The sequence below is a fragment of the Bacillus sp. NPDC057893 genome (assembly GCF_042796455.1).
Taxonomy (GTDB): domain Bacteria; phylum Bacillota; class Bacilli; order Bacillales; family Bacillaceae_G; genus Bacillus_A.
Window position 1 is genome coordinate 1 of sequence record NZ_JBHVNG010000013.1, and the last position, 16,904, is coordinate 16,904.

The following is a 16,904-nucleotide window of genomic DNA, read 5'->3' on the forward strand; positions in this document are numbered from 1 at the left end:
ACAAAAACGCCATCCTTTCCTATGATTCTACAGAAAGAATAGCGTATTTTTTCATTTTAGGGGGGATTTTATTTTGTTAGCTTGATAGCGATGTGCAACTACCCCTATATAAACATTTATATTATTTTTCATAATTCACCATCTTCCAATAGCGATATACTTATAATTATATTTTCCATCGCTACATTTCATTTCCTTGTTTTTCAAAAAAAGTTTGATAAAGCTATCACTATACCCTATGATACTTTCCAATAGTAATGTTTGTATCTTCCTTTCCATACAATACTTTTTTTGGATTTATAACAATGATTAAAACTGCTACTACTAAATAAAAAATTGCGTTATACATGATTAAATCAATTAAGTTTCCATTTATTATGCCAATAAAAAAATTAAAGAATTGGTGGATGATGATTGGGATGATTAAATTTTGATTTAAGTTATAAAATGCTGTCATGATGATTTTAATGGATATGATTGAAATCATAAAAAATAAGATATATTCGAATAAATCAATGCCAACAAATCCTGTAGTAAACCATATAGGCAGATGCCACATCCCCCACCAGAACCCTATGATTATCGAAGCTTTTAATGGCGAATGCTTCTTTTGGAGTTCAATTTGAGCAAAACCTCTCCATCCTATTTCTTCTCCTAATGGCCCTGCAAGAAAGTTTTTAACAAAGAAATAGATTAGCATGCCCCATGAAGATACAGTAAAAATAGAGTCTACTTCACTATTTTTAGATATGAGAAACAAAATCATCAAAAATATGAATGCTTGAATCATACTCACAGTAAGAATCACAGATAATTTAAGTTTATTCTTAAATTTACCTTTTACAAATTGGATAAAACTCTGCCTAGGATAGATTTTTTTAAATAGCAATGCAAAAGCAAAAGTTGAGGACCAAGATGATATACAAAACATTACATCAAAGACCCACGCAGGAAATCCCAACACACTTATAGCTCCTACAAGCAAAAAAAGTGGCAAAAAAATGATATTGGTTAGTAGAATAAAACTTGCTACTGGTTTTTTTAGTTTCTTTTCTCTATTCATGCGTAATCCCCATTTCAAACTAAGTATTTCGTAAACATAATAGTATTTATATTTGCGAATATCTTCAGCTTAAACCTAGGAGTTACTCACAGGTCAATACATGTCTGCATTATTTTATAGGTGCATAAATTTCTAAAAATATACGTTCTAGCCCATCTTCATAAGTGGTAAGTAATAGATTTATATAAACTAGTCCTAAAAGTTCATACCCTTTTTCTATTGCTACCTTTCTTAAACTTGCTTCCACGCTATGATCAATACTTTTCCCGCCAGTTGCCCATCTTCCATCTTCAATAACTGTATAAATACATTTTGGATGAGATAGAACTTCACCTTCTATTTCTTTATCAAAGTCCTCTACTTTTCTTCCAATTATAAATTTATCTTCTATAATACCTTCTTCATTAAAACTTATGACTCTTCGTAAAGATGTTAGAGTAACCGCTTTTTTTAAGCTATCTGGGTTCTTTTTTAGAGTTTCATATTCATCATACGCAGTAAAATGTTCTATCTCTCCTTTTATTTCTAAAGGCTCCGTTTCTTTTACTATGTATTCCCCTAAGAATTTCTTTATTTTTTCACAATCTTCTTTTACACTTTGAAGCTTTTTTAAAAGAATCTTTTTATATTCTATTTCTTCTAATACCTCTTGTTCTTTCTTCTCTAACAATGATTTTATTCCCTCTACACTCTTACTTTTTCTTAATTCCTGAATTTTTTTTATTTCGATATCCATTTCCCTATAGAAATTTACCGCTGTTATATCATATATATCAAAATGATTATATTTTCTATACCCATTCTCAATATTTTGCTTAGGCTTGACCAAATCCTTTTCTTCATAAAATTTCAAAGTATCCCTAGATACACCTAAAAATTTAGCGACTTGTCCAATTGTGTACATTATATTCTCCTCTAATGTATCTAAAGATACATGTATCCTTCATCAAAATAGAAAAGTAGAAGTGTATATTTTTCCTTTACTATTGTGCACTCTATATTGCTGTGAATCGTTGACCTTTACTTTTTCGTCAATTATAAACCCTTTACCTATATTTACAGTTCCAGCGACATCTTTCCCCTGCCAAGAAAGGTATTATTGAAACGTAGATTATTAACCTTAGCAACAACACGCTTACCTACAAAGGGACTACACAGTAATTTCTCCTACTATATATATAAATCATACTTAGTTAAATTGGGTTGATTTTATACGGAGCCAAAAACCTCTAAATGTTTATTTTATAATTACATAAATAATCCTAACATCTCCAAAAATTGATATAATGATACAGTTATTAATAGCAATTAGGGAGATATACAGCATGAACTATACACATATGCCAAAAGGAATAGGAATGGTTAAGCGGACTCCATTCGCTCCGATACCGAAGAAATTCATCGGTATTGGTAAGATTGTTAAAAAACAAACAAAAGTGGAGCGCCCTACATTAACCCAAGACGAACAAGAAATTATTGAAAATAAGTTATTATGTTCATTTCTTTCTGAAGAGAAGATATTGATTACTTATTATAGAGATGGTCATTTGCTTACTAGATATGTGACTGTAACTGACATAAATCCGATAAAGAATTTAATAACTTGCACTGATGCATCTTATAACAGAATTTTCCTTAATTTTATAGATATAATTGATTTGAAATAAAAAACATACAGTTTTTCAAATATAACCGGGAATAAAAATGAAAGAATCTTGTATTCTAGGTTAAATACAGATAGAGCAAACGTGTACGTTCTTGTGAGAGTTAGCAAGATAAAGGCTGTTTGTTTATGTTTTGGACTGTCTGTTATGGTTATCGAATTTACAAATACAAAAGAGGAACAGAACTCAATAGAGAAAGCTAAGGAAGCATTTAGATAATAGTTGAAGACGCCCGATTAAGGACGCTTCAACTATTATCTCACTTTGATATATTCATATCACCATTTACCACCTGGTCTAGTATCCATCCACCAAGTAATCTTATCTAACTCTGCATTAGGTAGGACATCGGTTTGGATATAACATAGTCCAGAAATTGGATCAACATTAACGCTACCTTTTATTCCTCGTTCTGCCATAGCTTGAATATCTTCATCTAAGGATCCACCTGACTTAACGTATTGATATCCACCATTAGAACCGCCGTTTCCTCCATCATTCCCAACAGTTTGTCCCATTATAGCGCATACGTAGGAAGTAACTCGTCATAACTCCTCCTTATGGTAATTCCTTTTGTAAATCTTTTTATTTAAATGTATAATTGTATAAAAAGTTCTAAAACTTTGAATCGAGGTGAAAATCATGAGAAGTTTTGGTTCATTATTGACCTCTACTATCTGCTCAGTAATCCTTATAATTTGGAATGCCTATTCCTTCTATGATGGATTCACAATGGGACATACGTACTACTGGGTTAATGGCATCGCAGCTGTTATCTTCCTTCTATTCTTTATCGTAAACATGCGAGAGATCAACAAGAAAAACTATAGAACCTCAGAACAATAGGAGTTGATATATATGTGGAAAAAAATTAAGAATTATAGATTGAGCTTAAAAGATTTGAAGTTCATGTTATGGTTGTTTGGCATTACATGCTTTATATACAGCTACAATTTCATTGTAGGACTTGCTTTTGCCCACAAATTCCCGGTTTATGATTTAGGTAGTGCTATAGCGACATTCGCCGCATTTATGGATACTAGAAATAGGATTAAAAATAAAAATTATAAGGCAGCGTAATATAAAAGGGACCCTTTGCGGTTTCCTTTTTTTGTATGCAAAATAAAAAGAAGCTGTTAAGCTACTTTGAATTCTTCTTATCCCCAAATGAAATGATATATATATTCTCCCGTTACACGTTCATTAATTCCAGCAATCCTAGCGAATCTCATTAAGTCCGCCCCTTGAAGAAAATACACCGAGATCGTAACTGGTACTTGTGCCCACATGAATTGATAAAGCTCATTCACTCTCTGATTCGTCGAAACGATTAAATCATTTACAGGCCCATGATTCCATGCAGAGGTTTGAACTGAAGTGAACGGAAGGTCTTTCCCATTAACCACTATTCTTGCCACACTTTGAGTTATGTCCACAACAATCCCCTCCGTCATTACAAAAATCAACCTGTTTCTATACTCATATTCTTGATTATAATTAAATGCTTAAGGCAAACCCCTATTTTCATTTCTACTCAGAAACAATTTATTTTATAAAATAAAAAGTAGCAGATTCGCTACTTTAAAATCTACATAATCCCCTTTTCTTTCGCTCTTTCATAAAGAACAGTACGGCTTACACCAGTTACTTCACATATTTTCTTAACTGTATATCCGTTCTCTTCACGATTGGCAAGCAGCTCTAAAGCATGCTCCATTTTAGGGTTTTTATCACCGTATTTTTTAGGCCTTCCCTTATATACGCCACGTTGTTTAGCAAGGTCTATGCCTTCTCGTTGGCGCATCTTAAGCAAGTCCCTTTCTAACTGGTTAACACCAGCCATTACAGTAAGTAAGAAAGTACTGTATGGATTATCACTCGTAGTATCAAGCCATGTATCTTTTATAGATTTAATTGAAGCTCCTTTACTCTTAATAACCTCAATTAGTTCAAATAAATTCTTTGTGCTACGACTAATACGAGTTAAATCAGTAACAACAATCGTGTCACCTTCTTTTAAACTATCGAGCATCAATTGTAGTTCTTCTCTGTTTGTTGTTGCTCCGCTTGTTTTCTCTTCATACACATGATCACATCCATAATCATTTAGCTGTTTCAACTGCCTAGCTAAATTTTGTTCTTGTGTAGAAACACGAGCATAACCAATTATCATAATATCTTCCCCTTCGTCCGTTAACGTGTTCGGAAATTAATTCTAAGTACATAATATCATTTGCTTTCCGTACATGTAAACAGGACACCGAGAAGTATAGTAAATTCGTTTTCTCTTTCGCGTCCGTATAGGATAGACCTAAACAGGACATTTAACTATCTCTATTTTCGTTCGTTGTGTTCGTTTGTTTTGTTAGACCTTAAATCGAATTGCAACTACATTCTTCGTATTTAATACGTATTAATTTAGAAAACCCATAAACAAAAAAAGAGTGCTGTGAAGAAGCACACTCATTCAAAGGAATTTACCAATCTCGACGATTATCGCGATCACAGTCACGATCATGATTACGTCTGCGACGGCATTCATCACAATCGCAGTCACGGTCACGTCTACAACGACGGTCATCACAATCTCTATGTCTGCGTCTGCAAAACATTAAATCATCCCAAAATCTATTACAATCTCTGCAATGTCTGAAATTACAATTACATCCCATAAATATGATTACCTCCTCTTAACAATAGAATTCCTCATATTCTATGATTAAAAGTTAAAAACAGCTTGTTTATTAGTCTATGTTTTGCATTATAGAATAATAATATTCGTATTTAATCTTCAAATTGCAAGTCTATTTCACCCCTTATCATCCCTTAACAACAAACAAGACGCCACCTAGATCACGGCAGCGCCTACGAAAATTTCTATTGGTTTAATCCATTGATTTACCCTCATGTCATTTATTTCTTTGCTTCCATACCCCATTCTCTTTACGATAAGTATTCTTGTCATTCATAAAGTCAGCTGTATTACCAGAAATGCTATATTTCTTATTCTTTTTCTTAGCCTTCTTCTTCAGCCTCTTCTCTTCTTGAACAGCTTGCAAATCAACCTTCCATTGTTTCAACAAATCCTTTTCACGTCGCATCGAATTTGTACCTCTTGGATTAAAATGTGAATTCAATAATTAGATTCTTCCTATTTATATACTCATTTAAACCAAATGTCCATTTTGTAAAAAATAAAGAGCACCTTACGATTGCAGGTGCTCAAATATATGAAGTGGGGCTACCCCATACTCCAATATATGCTTGTCCTTATTAAAAGGTGCGAAATAAAAAGAGTACCCGTCATTAGGTACCCTTCAACAAATAAGTATGGCGCTCCAAGTTTCACCTCATATGATAACTCGTCCCCACGAATTCATCATATGCTTGTCTTATTAGAATGTTCACTGGTTTAATGTGTAATTTCTATATAACAAAGAAAAAAGCACCCGTTATAGATGCTTTTTTCTTTTAATCTTTCTTTTCTTTTACCACTAAAGAGAATACATTGTCCAAATTAATCATACGATCTCCAAACCTGAAGAATCTAGCTTCTCTAGCTTGTATAGAATTCTCTATATCAGTAACAGTTACTGTCTTTTTATACTCAACTTCAAATTCGTGTTGTTTACCATCGACTGCTTCTATGTTAATTATAAATTTTTTCATTTTCATATTCTCCACCTCCTGATATCTATCTATTCGACAGAAAAGAAGTATATCCTACAAAACAAAAAGCCATCACCGAAAGGTGACAGCTCTAAAGGGGATGGGAGAAAAGAGAGAAAACAAATGGCAAAGTTTCTCTTCCAAGGTCAAGATTACTCTCAACCTTCTCCAAGCCACCGCATCAACTTGTATGGCTACACACCCTGTGTTCGGTGACTGGGAGAAGACTAAGAATCTTCTCGTTTATACTCCGTAGAGTCGGCTCAATACTTCGGCTACTTAATGTCATTTTCACCCTCGCAGACCAATATCGAATTATAAAGAATTAATATCAAGACGTAAATGTTTCTTCCGACGCCTTGTTTGAACCAACACATAAGACTGAGGGGAAGGTTCAGCTGTATTGGCTCAAACAAAGAGCGGAAACTCTCTGCTCGTTTAGACCTATATTTTCATAACGCTACAGTTCATCCAATCGAACGAACCATCACCACATTTGTAAAACAATCCATTTCGAAATCAAGACCTTGAAAGTAGTTTCCGCTACCTCTCAGTAATAATAGTGTATCACCTAAATATCAAGAACAATGTGTCATCGTTGTAGCATGATTGTGGCTTCTTTTCATTTTGCTGCTCACTCTTCTAATATGGTCATAACTATAACCTAGCTCACTAGCAACCTGTTTTAAATTGAATCCCATTACATCTCGCAAATAAATAATCTGTTGTTCTATTCCCTTTTTCTTACTCATCACAAACTGTGCTTCTCCCATTAATACTTTCTTATCAGCAATACGTTGCTTTAATCTTTCTGACTTCTCCACAATGCGATCATGACGACCTGCTATTTCATCTAATGCTAATGGAATTTGTCCACCTGTTACATGGTCCTTGCTATAGTCTGTTACTCCATTAAATTTAGGAGCGTTCATATGCATGTTTTTCATCAAGTATTTATGCTCTAACTTCAAGTCCTTTAATTCAATCTCCATTAATTCGATTTCTTCACCTAAGTTTTGATAAATGTTTGTCATGGTAAATCCTCCTATTTCTGAATTTGTCTTTTTAACATTACATAAAGTACGTGAAATTTTAATATATAACTACTGAATAAGGGAACGATGACTACAATACAGCCCCCACTACACTGTTAGTCATTGTTCAGTTATCCATTAAGCCTTTAATAATTTACGTTTCTTGTTGTTCATTTTCTCTTTCGCTGCTTCAATGTTATTCGCTACCTTTTTATGGTCCTGATCAATTTGAATCATAATATCTAACATAACTGGAATTAATCCTTGTTCATCGATGTATTGTAAATAGTCAACTGGTGCTCGCTCCGTCTGATTTACCAGGTACCCATAAATATCAAAGTCTGCTCTTGGTATTGACTTCTTACCCTTTGGCTGTTGTGACATCCTTACATAAGATTGGATGACTGATAGTGGTACTACGAATACTGACTTATCCTTGCTAAACTCTATAAGGAAGAAGCAAATCGCTCCCATCTTCTCTGCTTTCTCCAGGTAATCCAGTTGATGCTGCGCAATGTTACTTAAATCGAATCGTGTAAGACTTTGTGTTGACTTCGCTTCATATGCAATAGCTCGTCCCTTATACACGCCGTCATAATCTACTGTACTTTTAGCTTCATAGAATCCATTTAATACACGGCCACCTTTACTCTTTAACACCTTTACAGGAGTTGGACGCTTGTTTATAAGCGCCACTCCCCCTCTTTGATACATTTCATTCGCTAGATTGATAAGCATTTCAAATGCCATCCCACGGTTTCCTAGTCCCATTGTTATTCCTCGCTTTCCACTTGTGAATTTCTATTTCAATTGAATATGCAATATTTCATATTTTATTATTGTAATATCTCTTTATTAACTACCATTTTCTAGTACATTATTAAAATCCATTGATAAATCAACATTTGTAATTTAATTCCTTATATTAAACCCCGACAGGATACTTTTAAACACTTTATTCGAATAATTATATTGGAATTTCTTGTTCTACACATCTATACGTGTTTTGTGTATTATATAGCGGAAGAGTAAGGTAAGAGTTACTCTTTGCCATTTTAGGAAAGGTTCTGTTGGAGACAACAGGACCTTTTTTCGTAAAAGGATTATTTTGTTATGTTTTCTAACAAACTTCATTTCAAAGTTTTCAGATCTAGATGAACCTCTAGACGCATACACCATATACTAATTTAAATACTTCCTTGGAAAGCAGGTGAAAACTATGCCATCTGTTGTTGGAAATCTGGTTGTACAAAATAGTAACGGTTCTTTCAATTTAGGTGATTTTTATAACGTTTCTCCAAAGGAAAATACAAAAGCTTATAATGGTTCAGGATCATCAACTGTTGCTTTTGTTGCCAATACCTTTAGCGGTGTTAGTGCAACAAACACATACGATTCTGATATTGCAGATCAAAACCAAGTTGGAACAGTCTAGAATTGTTCATTTTCCTCTTCCTCCCCTGAATAAAACTCAATATTCCGTAAATAATATAGATAGGCTGTTAAACAGCCGGAAATCTCTTATGTGTAACCGTACTAATCGAGACTTCCTTGGAGATGAGCAGTTAGCTTTTGCTAGCTGCTCTTTTATTCGCTTCGTCAATTGCAAAAGTTATACTGTCTGGAGCCCATCCTGAGTAATTATCCATAAAGTTATAAACCGCTTGTTCCGTCCATCCCCTTGAAAGTATTTCTTTGCAATGTGTTACTAAATCTTCATAGGTATGTATACTTTTTCTCGTTGTAACTATGTCCTGAATTTCTTCAAGACTAATATCTAATTCCTCACACAACCGATCTAAATGATAATTATCGGTATCATACATCCACGAATAATCTTTCCCTCGTTCAGAAGCATCCACTATTGTTTTAGCTATCAATTCAACTACTGTTGTTTTATCCATCTCTTATTCCCCTTTTCGAATAATCTTTTTTATATTACACATACTACCTGCAAGCCGACTTCCCACCGGCTTCACTCTTTCAAATCGGAGCTCTCTCCTCCGTATCGTTTAAAAACATGGCGGGTAAATTAGTCAATTACCTGCCGTTTTTACGTATAATCGTAAAATTCCTTGTCCATACTGCTTAGAGAAAACATCTTAAGCCATTTGTGTCAAACTCCAGCACAAGGCATTCGTAAGGCCGTTCCGATAAAAGGTGCGGCCTTATTTTATCCCCGTATTCCCCTTTTCGATTAAAATAATGCTTTTATTCAGAAATACAATCCATGTCTATTACACTTTCATAACTACACTTTTTATTCGAACAGTTAAGGAATATTAAATCCTCGTTCGTATCTATATCTAATTTTTCATTACAATTTGGACATATTAATTCACTTTTCATCTTTTTCCCTCTTTCTTATAAAATTCAAATTTGATATTAAATCTTTGTAAAGATTATTAGAATTCATTCCTTTTAACCAAAAAACTTTATATACTAAAAGTGCAAATAATTGATTTGCAAATATCTCATTTATGTACGACATACCTTTTATTGCTAGGAGAAATCCTAGCTTTTTATTTTCCCCTCTGAATAAAACTAAATATTCCGTCAATAATATAGGTAGGCGATAGCCAGAACTCATTTAATGAAGTCCCTAGCCTTTCTCCATTCCCCCTTGGAGAACCAGCCGAGCAGTTAGCTTTTGCTAGCTGCTTTTTTACAAATACTAATTAATTTATCCACGCACGTTTTGAAAAATCCCGTATGATATGGTGTATCCTTTCTTTTAAGTGAATGAACTCGTCACGAGAGCACTTTATTAAGTGTTTTTTCGTGTTTCAAATACATACAAAATGAAATTTTTATTAAGTTCACTTCCGAATAACTTTTCCAATCTTGTTTACACTATAACCGTAACTTAAAGTTACACATCATTACTTGTAGGGCCTAATTTCTTTTGTACAACAAGTAGTTAGTTAATTGAGCTAGCTACTTTGTTTTTTAACCATTTTTGTATGAATACAATTTATATACATAATTTCTGAAGTGAGATCCATACTATATATTAGGTCCTAGGTCTTAACATCTAAAACCCTTATTTCAGCCTTAGACCTAATAAAGCGCTCCGCTCTCTTACTTGGGGCTAAGCAGTTAGCTTTTGCTAGCTGCTTTGTTGTGCCAAATGGATTTTTTATTAGGTATTTGCACCTCATATTATCATGTGTGCCACACTACTCTCTGAGGGCCCAACTTACTGAGAGCACTACTTGAAGGTGCTCTTTTTAGTTTTGTCTGAATAAATCCCCAATTTATGTCCATACTTTGAATACGCCAATCTGTAACAATTGATTTTCCTCCAAAATGGGGCAGTTAGCTTTTGCTGACTGTTCTTTTGTTTGAAATTAAAATAGCGGTTTTGTTCCAAATGATGCCCTCGTTCATTTGGACACATTTACCAGTATTTTTACCAAAAAATTCATGATATCGTTAATTAGTCGAGTACGTCATTACTTGACGATTACCCTTAGGAGCCCCGCAGACAATCGGGGTTTCTTTTATTTAAATAATGATTTTATTAAGTTTTCTTTTTTACACCAATAGTACATCCTTTATTAACCTTTTATTTTCATATTCCATAGAAAAAAATAATAAAGTTTGCTTATGATTTTTTATTACTACCCATTTCCTCTTATTCTGCATTCCTATAAATAGACAACAGCATAGGATAAAAGGTAAATGATAAAATCATGAGAGGAGCTTGGATATGCAACATAATCCACGTTTTTACTATCAATGTCAAAGCTCAATGGATAGCATCTGGAATAACAATAATTGGATTTATGATTGGAATCCTTATTATTACAGTAACAACAATAACACCTGGAATCACAACCGGAATCCTTATTGTGAAAACATTAGATTAACAGATTATGGAGCTAGACCATTTGTATTGAATATTAACCAGGCCACTAAACAAAACCATACTTACCGCACCGCTTTATGGACAGGAAAAAACTTACAAGTAACTTTAATGAGTATTAATGTTGGAGATGACATAGGTTTAGAAGTACACCCTACAACTGATCAATTCATACGTATTGAAGAAGGACAGGGACTTGTTCAAATGGGTGATAACAAAGATAAATTATATTTTCAAGAAATGGCCTATGATGACTATGCAATTATGATACCTGCTGGAAAATGGCATAATGTAATCAATACGGGGAATAAACCACTTAAAATTTACTCTATATATGCACCTCCAGAGCATCCATATGGTACAGTTCATGAAACAAAAGCAATTGCCATGTCTACTGAAGCAAGTCGGTATTACTAATAAGAAATTATCTTTGTCTTAAACTAAATTATTGTTCAAATACTCCACAAACCTAAAAAGATCACAATAAATCTTGATCATAGAGCGCCTTAAAAAGCGCTCTTTAATTTTCAAATAACTATTTCGTTCAAATTTTAGATAGATGTTAATATTCTTACTAAAGAAGGTTTACTGATGAAAAATTCATGGATAAAGATTTCTTTAATCATTTTCGTAGCACTTGTCCCTTTAATAATTTTATATTTTGTTGGTATGTCACTTTTTTGGAACCAGCCATAATTGAATGATTATTTAATAAACAGCCTGTCAATACTGTATATGACAGTAGATTTTCTCCTTGTTCCCCCTTGGAGAGCCGAGCAGTTAGCTTTTGCTAGCTGCTCTTTTATTCTTATTAGCTTGTCACACTAAAATAAGCTATACATATATTGAATTACCGAACGAAACTCACTGATTTCCATAAAAGAGCCTCCGACCAGTAGACGGAGCTCTTTTTACTTTTAAAGCTGGCTACCAAATAGCGGTTTTATTAAGAACTAATGATTTTTATATTTTTTAAGTTTGTCATCACAAGTTATTTTTATAATTAGTTAATTTCTCAATATAGTTTGTGTATATAATTCCATTCAAAAATACATAATACCCACGTAACTATTTAAAAATACATCGTTTTTATATCTAAGTTCAAAAAGGAGCTATATAACATGGATAAAAAAAATCTATTAAGTCAACAACTTGATCATGTGTCATTGGATGCGCTGAATACTCCTAGTAAGGCCCAAGAGCAAATGCAAGAAACATCTCAGGAGGCACATGATTCAAACAAAAAGGACAGTACTCAAGCTTTACGTGGCGAAGATCTACCAATTTCAGACGTATATAGAACAACGAACAAACAGTAAATTTCAAAGGGAAAAATCTTAAGAACGAGTGAACTTAATTCTTTTCCCTTTTCCTATTCAAATAACGCTTTTATATGAAAGTCGTACACATTTTTGACACATCAACCATCACAATTACTTGAAAACTCGTGATAATATTAATTCGTCGAATACGCCAAATTCCGACACCGTACGACAATAATATCTCTCCTATAAAATCCCTGTCCCCGCAGGGATTTTCTCTTTTATTCATTACTTTTTGTTGCACTGAATTCCCATCCTGAATAAAATAACTTAACATGGTAAAATATTATTTGGATGGGAGTCCAATACATATTACTAAAATTAAGTTGGTTCAAGTCGGAGGAAGGCACCTTAGGGTGTCTTTTTTTACGGTAAGGCATTAATGTTTTCTATGTCTCGATTAGTGAATAATTTCACATTTTGTAATAACATCAAAAGCTTTTATCATGAAGACGGTTATTTACTCACTAGCTATATGACTATTGTTGATATTGATCTGCTAAATAGTGCTGTGATATGCACGGATTCTTTTTATAACAAGATGAAACTACAGTTTTCAAATATAATCGACGTAAAATAAAATTCACCCAACAAAAAAGAAAAGGAGAAACCTCCTCTTTTCTTTTTAATTTAAACTTAGAACTAAGTGTAGCCTTGAAATAAAGTTTGATTAAATTAATTTAATCAACTTTGATAAAAGAGCAAATAAAAAAAGCGTGGTTCGAAAAAAGATTGTTCAAAACACGCTTTTTCTATATTCAATTAAATCATCCTTTTATCAAACTTTGTTTTATGGCCACAAAGTGACATCTAAAAGTTAGACACGTTATTTCATTAGGCAGCTTCTTGGGCATGGGTCCGGTATTGTACCGGGCTCATGCCTTTTAGTTTTGCCTTTGCTTTTGTGTATTTTATATTGTGGATCCATTGACAGTTACTTTTGCGTCTATAGTAAATCCTAATCCTGCATCTACAGATGCTTACAACATTATTATCCTGCCAATATGGAGAATCATAGAAACATAGGTTGTCCACTTTAGACACGACACGTTTTCCTATATTTAAATTGTTTCGTTCCAGTCGACTGCAAAATGAACGAATACGTTTCTCCCTGTCTCACCAGATTTCTTGGATTTAAAGCCATTTTCCCTTTTAGGGTGATATAGTCCTTAAGATCTTGTTAAACCTGTGCAATTATGGTTGGAATTTCATTCTGTTTGACACATATCCCCAGGCTATCTGGACATGATAAAAGATGAGGTGACTGACATGAAGGATAAAATATTAGAATTAGTACCAGGATCGGTAAAAAAATTACTCCAGAAAAAAGTTAAAGATGGAAACCGATACATCATTGATTTGGTTGTGGATGATGCAACTGCTTATGGATTTGAACCGGAGCAAGTAGTCCCCTGTATCATGGCGGGTTATTATGTTTATGAATCCACCACCTATCCCAGTGAAATGGAGGAAGAATGGAAGCTGAACTTGGTTTTTCATGCGGCCAATCGCTCGGCAATGAAGCTTCTATCTTATGGGAAGTATAAAGCGAAACAATCTGAAAGTGGATGGATGAGATATACAAATCCATAAGGTTTACTTAACATACACTAACTAGCTTGGTGAGCATGAGGCACCGTCACATGCACATCAACTTGAGATTTTGAAATACCCCCAAGTATTTTGGTGAAAAAATGGATTACTCTTCTCTTGCCTATTTATAATGAATAACATTTCAAGAATACCAATAAAAAGCATAATCAGTCATAACTGAAGAATCACCCAACTGATGTAACATAGCTGAAATATTCCCTCTATGATAGGTTCCATGATTCACAACGTGTAAGACCATTTCAGATATACTTGTTTCTCTTAATCCTGCCCATGGATTATCCAACATTATTCTCTTTTCCATATCTTCCTGTCTGTTCAAAAAGGTTTTAAACCGAGATGTTAAAGTGTGAAATTCCATTTCTAAGTCTTCAATGGGCAGTTTCTCAATCTTTTCTTGAATTTGAAATGAAGATTGCATTGCTTCATTCATACTCTGACCCTCGAGGGTATTAAGCCATCCATATTCCACCAAATAGAGATGAGATAAAACCTTTGAAACAGAAGAAAAGACACTTTTCATTTCCTTTTGATATTTCTCAGGAGAAAGTGTCTTAAGATGATCAATAATCCGTTGATTTGCCCATACATGATAGTTATATAGATTTTCTACATGATTTGCCATACAATCGCCTCCTTATCATCACGTTTTTTAATATTCTTTATCAGAATGAATTATTCCTTTAAATATTATTACTTATCTGATGAGATCTTCAACTAAATGGCCCGATTGCTGAATAAGAAAAAATCCTGCACATCAACACAGGATTTTGATCAAACTTTTTTACATATTATCAATCTTTATTTTAAACGATCAGACTTTTTTATAAATTATTAAACTTTGTTTTAAAGACACACTTTTTACAATTTAGGTCTTGATAACTTTAAAACGGTTAAACTTTATTTCAAAGCCACAGGGATCTCTCCGTGGAGATAATGGGGAATTCTGTATTTAAGCTTAGGAATTTCGTTTTGGGGGCAACCTGTTTTGTTAGGTTGATGGCGATGTGCAACTGCCCCTATATAAACATTTAAATTATTCTTCACAATCCCGCTACTTCCAATAGCAATATACTTAATACTTACCAGCACTATATCTCATTACAATAAACGTTACTCATCTTTTAATTAGCCTTAAAGTTGTAAATCGGCTTAATAATATGTTTGATATCGATTGTTTCTTTTGTATTCTCAACAATTTCATTCATTGGCTTATATACCATTGGAGCTTCATCTAAAGTACTTTCTGCAACAGATGTAGTCCAAACTGCTGTCATTGTATTTTGAAAATCCTCTAAGTTAAGTACTTCTTTAGCCTTCTTACGACTCATAATACGCCCTGCCCCGTGCGGCCCAGAAAAGTTCCAATCTGGATTCCCTTTACCAAATGCAATAATTGAACCGTCTCTCATATTAATTGGAATAATTACTCGTTCATCCTTCTGAGCTGAAATAGCACCTTTTCGTAAAATCATATTTTCCATATCGATGTAGTTATGGATTGTAGTGAATTGATCTGTTACTGTCCAATCCATTCTAGTGACGATCTCATCCATCATTGCTTTACGATTTAACTCCGCATATTTTTGAGCAATTTTCATATCATTCATGTAATCTTTAAATCCTTGACCTTCTAAATAAGCTAATTCTTTACGAATTGTCGGCTTCTTAATACCCCGTATGGCTTCATGTATTTCTTGTTGTCTGCCTTCTCTTGTGAAACGCTCAATGATTTCCTCTTTAATAGATTTAACATTTACAAGTTGCTCGTAAGCAAGGTTTTGATAATACTCTGCGACTTGTTTACCTAAATTACGAGAACCACTATGAATGACAATGTATACATTCCCTTTATCATCCTCATTCAATTCAATGAAATGATTTCCTCCACCAAGTGTACCAATACTCTTTTGAGCACGTTGTAATGTAATTGGGGCTCTTACACTATCAAAATCAATTATTTTAAAAAATCTATGTTCCTTATCTCGAATACGAAAACCACTTGGGACAAATTTACGTATCGTTTCGTCTAAGTGATCGAAATTAATTTCTTCTTTTTTCTTATTAATCATAACAACTTCCATGCCACAATTACCTGTAATAGCAATGCATCCATTTCGTCTCATAATCCAATATCCAGTATGAGTAGTAAAACAGTATTTAAATCCATCTTCAGAAGAAACAGTTTGAATTTCTGTCTTTGGTACTCCTGCTATTTGCACTCTAGGCTTTGATTTTGCAACTAAACAACGATATGACTCTTTGCCTTCTCTATTGTCATGGTTAATAGATGTACGAATTCCCTGTGTTGCAAAAGCATATTGTATAAAGTCTGCATCTTCTTTATAAATACTACAATATGCTTCTTGATCTACTGCATAATCCCAATGTTTTACTTCATCACAAATAACAGCTAATTGAGATAAGGATGCTTCATATAATTTATACATTCTCTTTTCCATCATTGGCGGCTGGAAACGAAAATGAACAACATCATCGTATGTTTTCTGAGAGTACATAATGTTAGCAACCTCTAAGAGCTTTTTAATTCTTGAAATTTTACGCTCTTTCTTTAGTTTAACGCTACATGTGGTCTTATTTTCTAATCGACCGTCTGCCATAACCATCACCTGTACTCTGATTTGGGCATCCGTTAATGGGAGTTGTGTCGAA

General features: G+C 33.6%; 21 protein-coding genes and 3 pseudogenes. 8 read left to right on the top strand and 16 right to left on the bottom strand.

Annotated elements, in window-relative coordinates; translation table 11 throughout:
* Window positions 1-229: 229 nt before the first annotated feature.
* The 3 genes and pseudogenes from ACFVQC_RS26850 to ACFVQC_RS26860 form a co-directional block, all read right to left on the bottom strand.
* Window positions 230-1,063, bottom strand: coding sequence for a CPBP family intramembrane glutamic endopeptidase (locus ACFVQC_RS26850; protein ID WP_377899788.1), 834 nt, complete (start codon window positions 1,061-1,063; stop codon window positions 230-232).
* A 109-nt stretch (window positions 1,064-1,172) separates the two neighbouring features.
* Entirely contained in the window at window positions 1,173-1,967 is a 795-nt protein-coding gene (locus tag ACFVQC_RS26855; protein ID WP_377899789.1) for a MerR family transcriptional regulator, read from the bottom strand.
* Window positions 1,968-2,009: 42 nt separating this feature from the next.
* A pseudogene (locus ACFVQC_RS26860) lies at window positions 2,010-2,215 on the bottom strand (N-acetylmuramoyl-L-alanine amidase); the annotation flags it as partial.
* A gap of 173 nt (window positions 2,216-2,388) precedes the next feature.
* On the opposite strand from ACFVQC_RS26860, the gene ACFVQC_RS26865 reads away from it, so the two are divergent.
* Complete coding sequence (locus ACFVQC_RS26865) at window positions 2,389-2,730, top strand: YolD-like family protein (protein WP_377899790.1); 342 nt, start codon at window positions 2,389-2,391, stop codon at window positions 2,728-2,730.
* 275 nt (window positions 2,731-3,005) lie between these two features.
* On the opposite strand, the pseudogene ACFVQC_RS26870 reads toward ACFVQC_RS26865, so the two are convergent.
* A pseudogene (locus ACFVQC_RS26870) lies at window positions 3,006-3,263 on the bottom strand (N-acetylmuramoyl-L-alanine amidase C-terminal domain-containing protein); the annotation flags it as partial.
* Between the two features lie 106 nt (window positions 3,264-3,369).
* Between ACFVQC_RS26870 and ACFVQC_RS26875 the strand changes: the two are divergent.
* Together ACFVQC_RS26875 and ACFVQC_RS26880 are read left to right on the top strand one after the other, a co-directional pair.
* Window positions 3,370-3,573: a hypothetical protein gene (locus ACFVQC_RS26875; protein ID WP_377894746.1), complete on the top strand. Its 204-nt coding sequence runs from the start codon at window positions 3,370-3,372 to the stop codon at window positions 3,571-3,573.
* 12 nt (window positions 3,574-3,585) lie between these two features.
* Window positions 3,586-3,807 (top strand): hypothetical protein, encoded by a 222-nt coding sequence (locus ACFVQC_RS26880; RefSeq protein ID WP_215557192.1) that lies wholly within the window; start codon window positions 3,586-3,588, stop codon window positions 3,805-3,807.
* A 77-nt stretch (window positions 3,808-3,884) separates the two neighbouring features.
* On the opposite strand, the gene ACFVQC_RS26885 is transcribed toward ACFVQC_RS26880, so the two are convergent.
* The 7 genes from ACFVQC_RS26885 to ACFVQC_RS26915 form a co-directional block, all read right to left on the bottom strand.
* Window positions 3,885-4,163 carry a hypothetical protein gene (locus ACFVQC_RS26885; protein WP_377894748.1) on the bottom strand — a complete coding sequence of 93 codons (279 nt, stop codon included), beginning with the start codon at window positions 4,161-4,163 and terminating at the stop codon, window positions 3,885-3,887.
* Between the two features lie 152 nt (window positions 4,164-4,315).
* Window positions 4,316-4,900, bottom strand: a complete 585-nt coding sequence (locus tag ACFVQC_RS26890) for a recombinase family protein (RefSeq protein WP_377899791.1) — start codon at window positions 4,898-4,900, stop codon at window positions 4,316-4,318.
* A 304-nt stretch (window positions 4,901-5,204) separates the two neighbouring features.
* Entirely contained in the window at window positions 5,205-5,399 is a 195-nt protein-coding gene (locus ACFVQC_RS26895) for a hypothetical protein (RefSeq protein ID WP_080017270.1), read from the bottom strand.
* Window positions 5,400-5,636: 237 nt separating this feature from the next.
* Complete coding sequence (locus ACFVQC_RS26900) at window positions 5,637-5,828, bottom strand: hypothetical protein (protein WP_377894759.1); 192 nt, start codon at window positions 5,826-5,828, stop codon at window positions 5,637-5,639.
* 370 nt (window positions 5,829-6,198) lie between these two features.
* Entirely contained in the window at window positions 6,199-6,396 is a 198-nt protein-coding gene (locus tag ACFVQC_RS26905) for a hypothetical protein (RefSeq protein WP_033712261.1), read from the bottom strand.
* 578 nt (window positions 6,397-6,974) lie between these two features.
* Window positions 6,975-7,430: a hypothetical protein gene (locus tag ACFVQC_RS26910; protein ID WP_377899792.1), complete on the bottom strand. Its 456-nt coding sequence runs from the start codon at window positions 7,428-7,430 to the stop codon at window positions 6,975-6,977.
* A gap of 138 nt (window positions 7,431-7,568) precedes the next feature.
* Window positions 7,569-8,201 carry a Holliday junction resolvase RecU gene (locus ACFVQC_RS26915; RefSeq protein ID WP_377899793.1) on the bottom strand — a complete coding sequence of 211 codons (633 nt, stop codon included), beginning with the start codon at window positions 8,199-8,201 and terminating at the stop codon, window positions 7,569-7,571.
* A 448-nt stretch (window positions 8,202-8,649) separates the two neighbouring features.
* On the opposite strand from ACFVQC_RS26915, the gene ACFVQC_RS26920 reads away from it, so the two are divergent.
* Complete coding sequence (locus ACFVQC_RS26920) at window positions 8,650-8,865, top strand: spore germination protein (protein WP_002084597.1); 216 nt, start codon at window positions 8,650-8,652, stop codon at window positions 8,863-8,865.
* A 130-nt stretch (window positions 8,866-8,995) separates the two neighbouring features.
* Here the strand turns inward: ACFVQC_RS26920 and ACFVQC_RS26925 are convergent, their stop codons facing one another.
* Window positions 8,996-9,334, bottom strand: a complete 339-nt coding sequence (locus ACFVQC_RS26925) for a hypothetical protein (protein WP_377899795.1) — start codon at window positions 9,332-9,334, stop codon at window positions 8,996-8,998.
* A gap of 434 nt (window positions 9,335-9,768) precedes the next feature.
* Window positions 9,769-10,020 (bottom strand): hypothetical protein, encoded by a 252-nt coding sequence (locus ACFVQC_RS26930; RefSeq protein WP_377894766.1) that lies wholly within the window; start codon window positions 10,018-10,020, stop codon window positions 9,769-9,771.
* 1,122 nt (window positions 10,021-11,142) lie between these two features.
* Between ACFVQC_RS26930 and ACFVQC_RS26935 the strand changes: the two genes are divergently transcribed.
* The 3 genes from ACFVQC_RS26935 (at window position 11,143) to ACFVQC_RS26945 (ending at window position 13,200) form a co-directional block, all read left to right on the top strand.
* A complete protein-coding gene (locus ACFVQC_RS26935; RefSeq protein ID WP_377894769.1) occupies window positions 11,143-11,715 on the top strand; it encodes a cupin domain-containing protein in 573 nt (190 codons plus the stop codon).
* Between the two features lie 704 nt (window positions 11,716-12,419).
* Complete coding sequence (locus ACFVQC_RS26940) at window positions 12,420-12,617, top strand: hypothetical protein (protein ID WP_002084593.1); 198 nt, start codon at window positions 12,420-12,422, stop codon at window positions 12,615-12,617.
* A 385-nt stretch (window positions 12,618-13,002) separates the two neighbouring features.
* On the top strand, window positions 13,003-13,200 hold the full coding sequence (locus tag ACFVQC_RS26945; RefSeq protein WP_128280575.1) for a YolD-like family protein: 198 nt from the start codon (window positions 13,003-13,005) through the stop codon (window positions 13,198-13,200).
* 246 nt (window positions 13,201-13,446) lie between these two features.
* Here the strand turns inward: ACFVQC_RS26945 and ACFVQC_RS26950 are convergent.
* Window positions 13,447-13,679 (bottom strand): annotated as a pseudogene (locus tag ACFVQC_RS26950) (hypothetical protein); the annotation flags it as partial.
* A 210-nt stretch (window positions 13,680-13,889) separates the two neighbouring features.
* Here ACFVQC_RS26950 and ACFVQC_RS26955 point away from each other — a divergent pair.
* Window positions 13,890-14,213 carry a hypothetical protein gene (locus tag ACFVQC_RS26955; RefSeq protein WP_377899797.1) on the top strand — a complete coding sequence of 108 codons (324 nt, stop codon included), beginning with the start codon at window positions 13,890-13,892 and terminating at the stop codon, window positions 14,211-14,213.
* 142 nt (window positions 14,214-14,355) lie between these two features.
* On the opposite strand, the gene ACFVQC_RS26960 is transcribed toward ACFVQC_RS26955, so the two are convergent.
* Both ACFVQC_RS26960 and ACFVQC_RS26965 read right to left on the bottom strand, forming a co-directional pair.
* Complete coding sequence (locus tag ACFVQC_RS26960) at window positions 14,356-14,856, bottom strand: DinB family protein (protein WP_002146751.1); 501 nt, start codon at window positions 14,854-14,856, stop codon at window positions 14,356-14,358.
* A gap of 499 nt (window positions 14,857-15,355) precedes the next feature.
* Window positions 15,356-16,315: an RtcB family protein gene (locus ACFVQC_RS26965; protein WP_377899827.1), complete on the bottom strand. Its 960-nt coding sequence runs from the start codon at window positions 16,313-16,315 to the stop codon at window positions 15,356-15,358.
* Between the last annotated feature and the right edge of the window lie 589 nt (window positions 16,316-16,904).

Excerpts from the sequence above, each read along its gene's own strand:
- ACFVQC_RS26850 (WP_377899788.1), bottom strand. The coding sequence starts at position 1,063 with ATGAATAGAGAAAAGAAACTAAAAAAACCAGTAGCAAGTTTTATTCTA.
- ACFVQC_RS26855 (WP_377899789.1), bottom strand. The coding sequence starts at position 1,967 with ATGTACACAATTGGACAAGTCGCTAAATTTTTAGGTGTATCTAGGGAT.
- ACFVQC_RS26865 (WP_377899790.1), top strand. The coding sequence starts at position 2,389 with ATGAACTATACACATATGCCAAAAGGAATAGGAATGGTTAAGCGGACT.
- ACFVQC_RS26875 (WP_377894746.1), top strand. The coding sequence starts at position 3,370 with ATGAGAAGTTTTGGTTCATTATTGACCTCTACTATCTGCTCAGTAATC.
- ACFVQC_RS26880 (WP_215557192.1), top strand. The coding sequence starts at position 3,586 with ATGTGGAAAAAAATTAAGAATTATAGATTGAGCTTAAAAGATTTGAAG.
- ACFVQC_RS26890 (WP_377899791.1), bottom strand. The coding sequence starts at position 4,900 with ATGATAATTGGTTATGCTCGTGTTTCTACACAAGAACAAAATTTAGCT.
- ACFVQC_RS26895 (WP_080017270.1), bottom strand. The coding sequence starts at position 5,399 with ATGGGATGTAATTGTAATTTCAGACATTGCAGAGATTGTAATAGATTT.
- ACFVQC_RS26900 (WP_377894759.1), bottom strand. The coding sequence starts at position 5,828 with ATGCGACGTGAAAAGGATTTGTTGAAACAATGGAAGGTTGATTTGCAA.
- ACFVQC_RS26905 (WP_033712261.1), bottom strand. The coding sequence starts at position 6,396 with ATGAAAAAATTTATAATTAACATAGAAGCAGTCGATGGTAAACAACAC.
- ACFVQC_RS26910 (WP_377899792.1), bottom strand. The coding sequence starts at position 7,430 with ATGACAAACATTTATCAAAACTTAGGTGAAGAAATCGAATTAATGGAG.
- ACFVQC_RS26915 (WP_377899793.1), bottom strand. The coding sequence starts at position 8,201 with ATGGGACTAGGAAACCGTGGGATGGCATTTGAAATGCTTATCAATCTA.
- ACFVQC_RS26920 (WP_002084597.1), top strand. The coding sequence starts at position 8,650 with ATGCCATCTGTTGTTGGAAATCTGGTTGTACAAAATAGTAACGGTTCT.
- ACFVQC_RS26925 (WP_377899795.1), bottom strand. The coding sequence starts at position 9,334 with ATGGATAAAACAACAGTAGTTGAATTGATAGCTAAAACAATAGTGGAT.
- ACFVQC_RS26930 (WP_377894766.1), bottom strand. The coding sequence starts at position 10,020 with ATGAGTTCTGGCTATCGCCTACCTATATTATTGACGGAATATTTAGTT.
- ACFVQC_RS26935 (WP_377894769.1), top strand. The coding sequence starts at position 11,143 with ATGCAACATAATCCACGTTTTTACTATCAATGTCAAAGCTCAATGGAT.
- ACFVQC_RS26940 (WP_002084593.1), top strand. The coding sequence starts at position 12,420 with ATGGATAAAAAAAATCTATTAAGTCAACAACTTGATCATGTGTCATTG.
- ACFVQC_RS26945 (WP_128280575.1), top strand. The coding sequence starts at position 13,003 with ATGTTTTCTATGTCTCGATTAGTGAATAATTTCACATTTTGTAATAAC.
- ACFVQC_RS26955 (WP_377899797.1), top strand. The coding sequence starts at position 13,890 with ATGAAGGATAAAATATTAGAATTAGTACCAGGATCGGTAAAAAAATTA.
- ACFVQC_RS26960 (WP_002146751.1), bottom strand. The coding sequence starts at position 14,856 with ATGGCAAATCATGTAGAAAATCTATATAACTATCATGTATGGGCAAAT.
- ACFVQC_RS26965 (WP_377899827.1), bottom strand. The coding sequence starts at position 16,315 with ATGGAAGTTGTTATGATTAATAAGAAAAAAGAAGAAATTAATTTCGAT.